This is a genomic window from Pseudomonas sp. (assembly GCF_049645325.1).
In the GTDB taxonomy this organism is placed as follows: Bacteria; Pseudomonadota; Gammaproteobacteria; order Pseudomonadales; family Pseudomonadaceae; genus Aquipseudomonas.
This window is the reverse complement of record NZ_JBARTQ010000518.1, coordinates 1-8,918: the sequence shown is the minus strand read 5'-3', so window position 1 is coordinate 8,918 and position 8,918 is coordinate 1. Positions and strand designations below refer to the sequence as shown.

General features: G+C 57.1%; 6 protein-coding genes. 2 read left to right on the top strand and 4 right to left on the bottom strand.

Annotation, left to right across the window (positions count from 1 at the left end):
• From WBB95_RS22075 to WBB95_RS22060, 4 genes are all read right to left on the bottom strand, one after another.
• Positions 1-1,149: efflux RND transporter periplasmic adaptor subunit (locus tag WBB95_RS22075; RefSeq protein ID WP_424489501.1), on the bottom strand; the 1,149-nt coding region annotated here is incomplete at its 3' end.
• Entirely contained in the window at positions 1,139-2,623 is a 1,485-nt protein-coding gene (locus tag WBB95_RS22070) for a TolC family protein (RefSeq protein ID WP_424489500.1), read from the bottom strand. The genes WBB95_RS22070 and WBB95_RS22075, both read right to left, overlap by 11 nt.
• Positions 2,616-3,815, bottom strand: coding sequence for an ABC transporter permease (locus WBB95_RS22065; RefSeq protein WP_424489499.1), 1,200 nt, complete (start codon positions 3,813-3,815; stop codon positions 2,616-2,618). Before WBB95_RS22065 ends, WBB95_RS22070 begins: the two co-directional genes overlap by 8 nt.
• Positions 3,812-4,519 carry an ABC transporter ATP-binding protein gene (locus WBB95_RS22060; RefSeq protein ID WP_424489498.1) on the bottom strand — a complete coding sequence of 236 codons (708 nt, stop codon included), beginning with the start codon at positions 4,517-4,519 and terminating at the stop codon, positions 3,812-3,814. Before WBB95_RS22060 ends, WBB95_RS22065 begins: the two co-directional genes overlap by 4 nt.
• 357 nt (positions 4,520-4,876) lie before the next feature.
• Here WBB95_RS22060 and WBB95_RS22055 point away from each other — a divergent pair, with 357 nt between their 5' ends.
• Both WBB95_RS22055 and WBB95_RS22050 read left to right on the top strand, forming a co-directional pair.
• Entirely contained in the window at positions 4,877-5,629 is a 753-nt protein-coding gene (locus tag WBB95_RS22055) for a TetR/AcrR family transcriptional regulator (RefSeq protein ID WP_424489497.1), read from the top strand.
• A 295-nt stretch (positions 5,630-5,924) separates the two neighbouring features.
• The coding region (locus tag WBB95_RS22050; RefSeq protein WP_424489496.1) for a hypothetical protein at positions 5,925-8,918 on the top strand (2,994 nt) is incomplete at its 3' end.

The window sequence follows — 8,918 nt, the reverse complement described above, 5'->3', positions numbered from 1 at the left end:
ATCCATTGCCGAACGATATTCCACGCTCATGTCGTCGCGGTTGATCGCCTGGCCGGGGATCACAATCGCCTGCTCGTTGTTGTACGTGACGATGGTCAAGCGCGCGCTCATCCCCAGCCGTACCCGCTGCAACTGCTGCGCCGTCAGCGTGGGAATCGACAGGGTCACCGGAAATTGCGCGCTGCCCTGGCTGTCGCTGGCGATTGCCAAACCGCTGACCACGCTGACGGAACCCGACAGCCGCTCGCCATCAAAGCCATCGCCCATCACCTCCACCGCCTGGCCCTGGTGCAACTGGTTGATGTCCAACTCCGAGACTTTGGCAACGATTTTCAGCCGCTCGATGTTGGCCAGCCCGAACAACACTTGGCCCTGACTCACTTTGCTGCCCGCCTGTACCGGGGCATTGCTGCTGCCGGCGGCTGACGAGGCGTTATTGCCGGGCGCGGGCACCACGATGCCGGAAAACGGTGCCTTGACTTCTTTGCCGTCGAGTAAACTACGCAGGGCGTCATACCTTACGGTAGCGTTGGTCAGCTCCATATCGGCGATCTGCCGGTACTCGCCTTTGCCTTGGTCGAGCGCCTGTTGCAGTTCACTGCGCGCCGACGCCAGGTCCAGCTGTTGCTGCTGGGCTTGCTGCTTGAGGTCATCAAGTTCATTGCGCGGGATGATGCCGCGCTTGAACAGGTTTTCGCTTTCGGTGAGTTTGCGTTGAGTGTTGCCGGCGGTCATTTCCGTGGTGCGCAGGCCGCGGCGTGCGCGGCTGACCGAGGGGCTGCTGTCCCAATCCTGCATTTCCTGCACGGTGCGCCGGGCCTTGAGCTGGGTGGACAGGGCATCGCGCAGTTGCACTTCGAGGGTCGAAGGGTCCATGCGCAGCAGCACCTGGCCGGCGTCGACACGCTGGCCTTGCTCGACCAGATTGGCCAGGACATTGCCGTCAAACGGCGCGGTGAGGATCAGCGTGGTGTCGGGCTCGATCTTGCCCACCAGGCCGATCTGATGCACCAGCGGGTCAGGTTTCACCGCCAGCCACTGCTCGGTCGACGGCGCCTGTTGGGTGGCAGGGCTGCGCAACGCAATTGCCACGCCTGCCAGCAGCACCACGAGCACGGCACCCAACAGGTATTTTTTATCAGTAGTCATTGAGGGCGATTTCCCAACTTTCCAGCGTCATGCCCAGGGTCAAGTCGAGCTGGGTCTGGGCGTTCAAATAAGCGATCAGCGCATTGAGTTGCGCGTTTTCGGCGTTGCGCAGGTCGGTCTCGAAACTCAGCACCTGGAAGTTGGTGGAGCGCCCGGCGCTGAGTTTTTCCCGCTCGATCTCGATCTTGCGCCGCGACAGCTCGACCGCGCGCTGGGAAATTTCATACTGGCGCCAGCGTGTGCCGAGGTCGCGCACCACGTCGTTGACGCTGCGCTCCAGCGCCTGGCGGGCGTCGGTAATGCGAATTTCCTGGTCCTCCACGTTCACCCGCGCGCGCACTTCGGCCTGGCGTGTGCTGATGTCGCCGATGGGGATCTGCACCTGCACCCCGGCGTAACTGTTCCAGGTGCGGTTGTTGGTGTTGCCGTTGTCATTGTCGTAGGCATCGCGTATCTGGTTGGCGCCGGCGACCAGGTCGACCTGCCAGCGGCCCGAGTCCTTGGCGATCACCAGGTTGAGGTCGGCCTGTTGGCTGCCGAGCAGGGCGGCGAGGTATTCCGGTTGCTGAACCTGCGCCAGGTTGAAGGCCTGGCGCTTGTCGATCGTCATCGGCTTGGCCTCCAGGGCCTCGCTGGCGCGGATCGGCGTCGACAGGTCCAGGGCCAACAGGCGCAGCAGGGCCAGGCGGCTGGTGTCGAGTTGGTTCTGGGCCTCTTCAACGCCAAGTTGCTGAGTGGCGATATCGGCCTCGGTCTGCACGATTTCAAATTCGGCCATGCGGCCCGAAGCGATCAACGCCTTGTTGACCTCCAACAGCGTGCCGGAGCGCTTGAGGGCGTCCTGCACGATGCTCAATTGCTCTTGGGCGCGCAGCAATTCGCGGTAAGTGGCGATGATCTGGCTGATGGTCTGCGCCACGGTGGCCTTGAGGTTCAGGCGGTTGGCCTGCTCCGACAGGCGCGACAGGCGCAGCGGCGCGGTGGTGGCGTCCCAACCGGCGCCGCGCATCAGCGGCTGGATCAGCGCCAGGTCGAGGCCGTCGCTGCGGTAGCGGCCGGCGCGGTCGGCAGTGTTCAGTTGTTGGGTCCAGGCCATGCTCAACCGGGTGCCGTACTCGCCGAGCAAGGTTGCGTTCGGGGCCAGGCTGGCATTGCGCGCGTTATCGTCCGAGCCACGGCTTTTGCGGTAGTAACTGTTGAGGGTGAGCTTGGGGTTGAACACGTCCTCGGCCACCCGCAGGTCAAACTTCTGCGCCACCCGTTGCAGGTAGGCGCTGCGGATCGCCGGGTTGTTGCGCAAGCCCAGGTACACCGCGTCGCCCAGGGTCAGGGTGGTGGCCTGGGCATTCAGCGACACGCCGCGGTCGTAACCGCTGCGGGTGGTGCTGGGCGCCGACGGGTTGATCACCACGTCGGCCGCTGCCACGGGCAGGCTGAGCAGCGCGAGCACCAGCACCAGCAGCCATTTATTCATCACGCAGGGCCTCCACCGGCTGCAGCCGTGAGGCCGAGACCGCCGGGTAGATGCCGAAGAACAAGCCCACCAGCAGTGTACTGCCCACCCCTAACGGCAGGGCGGCGGCGGCCAGGGCGAATTCCCAGCCCGACAACCAGGCATAGAGCCAGGCGGCGGTCATGCCCAACACCGCGCCGCAGAGTGCGCCGACGGCCGTGAGGGTGACGGCTTCGAGCAAAAACAGATTGCGGATATCGCGCCGGCGCGCGCCCAAGGCCATGCGAATGCCGATTTCCCGGCGGCGCTCCGACACGTTCATCAGCATCACGTTCATCACGCCGACGCCACCACCGACCAAGGAGATCGCGCCGAGCGCCAGCAGCAGGTAGGCAAACGTGCGGCTTTGGCGGGTCATGCCATCGATCATTTGCTGGGGCACCTGAATGTCGACGTCGTGGTCGCTCAATTGGCTTTTCAGTGCCACCGCGGCGTCGCGGGCGATGCGCTCCATGTCCTGGCCCGGCGCGGCGCGGATGATCACGTTGGCGATTTGCGGGGCAGGGTAGATGCGGCGCATGCCCTCGGCCGGGATAAACAGCGCTTCGTTGGCCTGCACCGGCATCAACATGGCCCGGGGCTGGCTGTGCAAGATGCCGATGATCAGGAACAGGTAGTCGTTGATGCGCACGCGGTCGCCCAATTTCAGCGGGGCGCCGGGCGTGCCCAGGGCCTGGGCGACCTGATCGCCGATCACGCCGTAGGTTTCAGTCGCGTCGAAGGGCGACAGGAAGCGCCCGTCCCGCACGGCCAGGCGCATGGCGTCCTTGATGTCTGGCGTGCTGCCGACAAACGTGGCGCTGACGGTGCGGCCATTGAATACGATCGGCCCGCTGAACTGCGTGAGCGCGCCGATATGGGCGATGCCCGGCACCGCCTGGCGCACGGCTTCAAGGTCGAGGCTGGCGCGCATCGGCGCGGTGCTGTTGCCCTTGGGCGGGAACTGGGCGATCAGGGTGTCGGTGCCCATGTCCTTGAAGATCATCGCCGCGTCCACCGCCGCGTTATGGCCGATATTGATCAATGCCACCACCGATGAACTGCCGATCACAATGCCCAGCAGCGCCAGCACCGAGCGTTTGCCCAGGGTGCGCAGGCTGACGAAGGCTTCATGCAGCAGTTGGCTCACACTTTGTTCGACCCGCAGGCTCATAGGTGCCCGGCCTCATGCACCACGCCATTGCGCACCAGGATCTTGCGCTGCAGGCGCTCGGCGATGTGCGGGTCGTGGGTGACGATGATCAGCGTGACCTGCTGCTCGCGGTTCAGCGCCAGCAGCAAGTCCATGATTTCCTGAGCGGTGGTGCTGTCGAGGTTGCCGGTGGGTTCGTCGGCGAGGATCACCGACGGCGTGCCCACCAGCGCCCGCGCAATCGCCACGCGTTGGCGCTGGCCGCCGGAGAGGTCGGCGGGGCGGTGGTGGGCGCGGTCGGCCAGGCCGACTTGCGCAAGCATGCGCAAGGCTTGTTCGACCGATTCATGGCGCGACACCCCGCGATAACTCAAAGGCAGCGCCACATTGTCGAGTGCGCTGAGGCGCGGCAGCAGGTTGAAGCTCTGGAACACAAAACCGATCTGCTGGTTGCGGATCGCCGCCAGTTCATCGGGGCTGGCGTTGAAAATATCGTGGCCAGCGAAGTGGTACTGGCCGGCGTTGGGCAGGTCCAGCAGACCAAGGATATTGAGCAGGGTACTTTTGCCGGACCCGGAGGCGCCGAGAATGCCGCAGCTGTCACCACGCGCGATGGTGAGGCACACATCATTGAGAATGGACAGGTGCTGCCCGGCCAGCTGATAGCTTTTGCCGATGCCTTGCAGGGAGATCAAGCCTGGGTGCGTGGGAGTATCTGTCATCATGACTACGCCTGCAGTCTCGACGGTGCCGTGCTGCTCCGGTAAAGCCTTGTAACAAGTTCGGGAGCTGCTGGGTACGCGTCACGGACTGGTTTTATTTCTTGTTTTTAAAATATTGTTTGAATAGTACCCGCGTTCAATCGGCTTCGCCAGCCATGGATGTAGAGCGGTTTAACCCTTTGAAACGATTTTTCTGCCATGCATTCCGGGCGCATAAAAATGCCTTCGACTACCCTCAACAGGCCCGGTTATACGGGCCTTTAGGTGGATGGCGCACTGTCACCACTTGCTTTCGAAGGGCCGCCCCGGTATAAAAAATCAAATTATTTTTTAAAACAATATTTCCCCCGTGGAACTCTTATGGTCGCGAAGAAACTCAGCGCTCCAAACGTTACCAAGACTCGCTTGCTGGATGCGACAGAGGCTCTCTTCATCAAATACGGCTACGACGCCGTGCTGCTCCGGCAGATCACCGAGCGTGCCCAGGTGAACCTGGCCGCCGTGAATTACCACTTCGGGGACAAGGATTCCCTGATGAAAACCCTGCTGATGCAACGCCTGGAGCCGCTCAACGAGCAGCGCCTGGCATTGCTTGCGCGCTGCGAAGCCGAAACCGACGGCCCCCTTGACTGCGACACCTTGCTCGGCGTGCTCTTCGCCCCGGCCATGGGCCTGGAGCGCAGCGACCCGGCCAGCGGGGAAGGGCGTTCGTTTATTCGTTTCCTCGGCCGCGTGTACAGCGACACCTCGCCGTTCATCCAGGAATACCTCAAGGTGCATTACCAGCCGGTGTTCCAGCGCTTCTTCGAAGCCTTCGCCCTGGCCCTGCCCGACCTGCCGCGCAACGAGCTGGGCGTACGCCTGCAATTCGCCCTCAAGGCGATTTCCGGGGTCATGGCCGGCACCGAACTGCGCCTGCTGATGAACTCCATGAGCCTGGGCCGCCCGGCGACGGACGCCGAAGTGATGGCCAAGTTGATCACCCTCGTTTCGGCAGCGATCCGTGTGCCGCAGCAAAGCCCCGAAGCAGAAACCGCGCTGGCCAAGGTGTTGGACACCCAGCGCGCCATTCGCGAACAAGCGGCAGCCCCCACCGCCAAAGCCTCGCGCTGAACCCAAATCCCAGGCAAAAAAAAGCCCGCTGGGGCGGCGGGCTTGATGTGCAACGTTTGTAACGGATGAGGCTTTACCCTACGTCTGTGGATGTGAATAAAGCGTGAAAAATATGTAGGAAAAGACGTAGGTTGCGGAGAATCACGATTGTCTGGATGGCAGTCGGATTCTGCGGTAGCTCTACCGCTCGTCGCCACTGTCAATTCTGACAGTAGATTCGGATATTGCCTCAAGCGCTTTATTACCTTGCCCGTCGCGCGATGCCCGCGCGCTCTAATCCAGCAAGGTGATGGCTATGTCTACTCCTCCTGATGACTTTGACGAACTCGATGACCCGGCCTTTCCGGCGTTTGGCTTCGTAGATTTAAGTTCAAAAAAATATCCTGAGTCCGCAGTCATAGGGTTGGGGCGTCCATCTTTAATACCATGGTCATTCTGGGGTGTATCAAGTTGGCGTAACAAGAATTTGCTTGATACCTACTTCCTTCGCTTTGACGACATTACTCGGCCAAGAGCCTCTGGCACTGTCACTGAAGATTTACCTCTTTACCACTTGGCTTTTCGTGGAGATGACAATATAGATAAAGTTGTTAAATTTTTTACTCGGGTCGTAAGGTTCTCAGGCCAGGAAAGTCGCTCAAAGACGAGTGAGTGTTTAGTTTTAACGACAATTCCCGCAGGGGAGGATCCCAACGAAAATGAGCCTTGGCACAGTGGATTGTTCGGAAGGCTTAAAGACATACCGGAAGGCGGAGTGATTACACAAAGCACTCTGAAAAATGAAGTTTTATGGGAGGTATCCCCATACCTGAATATACGGAAGAATGATGAAAATATAATCGAGGTTGACGGGGTTTCTTTTATACATATCGTGAGTCCGGAACAGGCCTCTAGTAAAAAACCCTACAGCGTGCCAATTCCCCTCGACATATTCGACAAGATTACAAAAAATGGGCTGATCGGTGTTCGTATGAAGGTCAGGAATGTGATGGGCTACGAGACCGAAGGCCGGTATAAGTATTCGAAAGCCTTTTCTGTATACAGCGAGTTGGATTTCGGAAGACTTTCCCAGCTCGTCTTGACGAAAGATGTCGAAGAGGTATTCGAAATTGACCTTGATTTTGAATCTGAGAGCAATTATGCGGGGCAGCTCTATCCTGATCGTCTGCCGAAGCCGTTTCCTTCTCCACGCCACACGCTTGAGCTCTACGCCGACGTCACTCCCGACAATGGGAGCACGGAGACCCTACTCGTCGGAGTTATACCTGACAAAAACCAGGGTTTTGAGTCTATTCCAATTCCGAAAAATTTCTTTAATGATAAAGTTGGACCTGGCAAGGTGCGTTTTTACTACCGGACAGTCTCTGCGAATGGAACGGTAGTTAATGAGTCTTACAGTAACTTGATTTACATAACAGGTCAACAGAAGTGGATGCCGAAGCTGGCGCTAAAACCTTTTACAGGTGGGCTGATACCTCCCAATAAAGATGTGGAGGCCGCGTTCCCAAAATACCGACCCTTTAACGCAAAGAGCATTGTAACGATCATTGCTCGCACGAAGGGTAATAACAATGGGGCTTATGTATATACGTCAAAACAATTAGCAATGATAGAAGAGAGCAAGCGACTTTTACCCAGTAATTCCTTGAAAATGTTTGAGGGTAAGGGGGATCTTGATGTGCTTTACCAAGTTGATCAAGGCAACCAGAAGCCTCCTCGGACATCCGAGATAGAGATTGCCAGAATTGGTGAAGGCGAGGCAGAGATGCCTGCATTATATATTGATCTGTTAAAAGAGAATTATTCGAATTATAATTTGAATCCGAGCGAGCTTACCGGTTATGGTTTGATTTCCAAGATTCCATATTCTGGTACGGTGTTCGGCGATCAGGTACAGATGAGTTTAGAGGGGGGGAGTCCAAAAACCTCGTTTAAATACAACTTTGATATTGATAGTTCGACGGAAGGTTTGAAGTTGTTTGACGTGGAATTGCCTATGCCTGAAGATATTGTTCGTGCGAATAAAGATAACATAGTGACTGCTCGCTACAGTGTGATTAGTAAAGGGGCACCGCCAGTAATTCGCCATTCGGAGGTATTGATCTTCAGTATTGGCGCTCCAGTGGAACTAAAAACCGTCAAGCTCCGTGAGGCTGATACCGACCAAGCGACAGTCAACCCATTAGCTGTGAGCAAAGGTGGCACTCTGGAGGCAGAGATCTTAGAAGTGCGGAAAGACGATATGGTGTATTTCGACCTGCAAGGCGAATGGGCAGTCGCCCAGCATACTGATGCGGTAAAGGTCGATCCTAAATCGACGGTTTTCAAATCAGCGGTACCTGTAGACTTTTTTTCGCGGGCGCTAAGGGCTACGGGTAATAACTTGCTCCTAAAATGCTGGCTGAAACGAGGGCCGTTTAAATACGAATTTGAGCCTCAGCAACTTCGGCTGGCCCCTAGTGATTTACCGGCTATTTACATTGAAGGCTTCAAAGGCGTGCCTACGTTACCCGTTTACCAGTTGAAAGAGATTAATGTTATATTTCCTGGGTGGCTGTTCGCTCGTGTTGGGCAATTTTTTTGGGCAGAAGTGACTTACACGTCATTAGACGATGCACTGATTATCGTTAATCTCGCGACTGCTCTCGAGATTAACGCCAGCCACGTAAGCGCGGGGATTGTCATTCAGTTTCCATTAGCAACAGCAATTAAGATTAAAGATTGTACGGCCCTTAAAATAACAGCCAGGGTGAGTTTTCCAGGTATTGCCTCTGAGCAAACGGCAACCCCGTTTCCAGAGGCGAGTTACGTTGCCCAGCAACTACCCCCTGTTCTGGATCCTCCAATCTTCAAAAGTGCTGCAGCTACTCCGGCAGTGACGATTAATCCGGTTGCGAATCAAAATAACGTGGTTGTTGTGGCGAATGTCAAGGGAATGCTCGCAAATGACGTGGTTACAATGACATGCATTATCGAGGGTGCCTCTCCTTTTATGATGACTGCGAAGGGCCAGGCGAGTGGTACGCTTGAGTTTGACTTTTCCTCGCAAAGAATAATACATAACGCGGTAGGCAGATCAATGCGATTCTCCTATACGCTGTTGCGTAATGGGAAAACAACGCCCTCCAACGTGTTGACGGTGACGGTGAGTTCCATTCCCTATACCAGCAACCCGCAGGCAACCATCAATAATCAAGGTTCTGGTACTACTCTCGATTTGAATCTAATATCAGGAAGTACTTTCTATTCGATGGGTAGACCTCTTTTGCTAAAGGAAGGGCAAACGCTC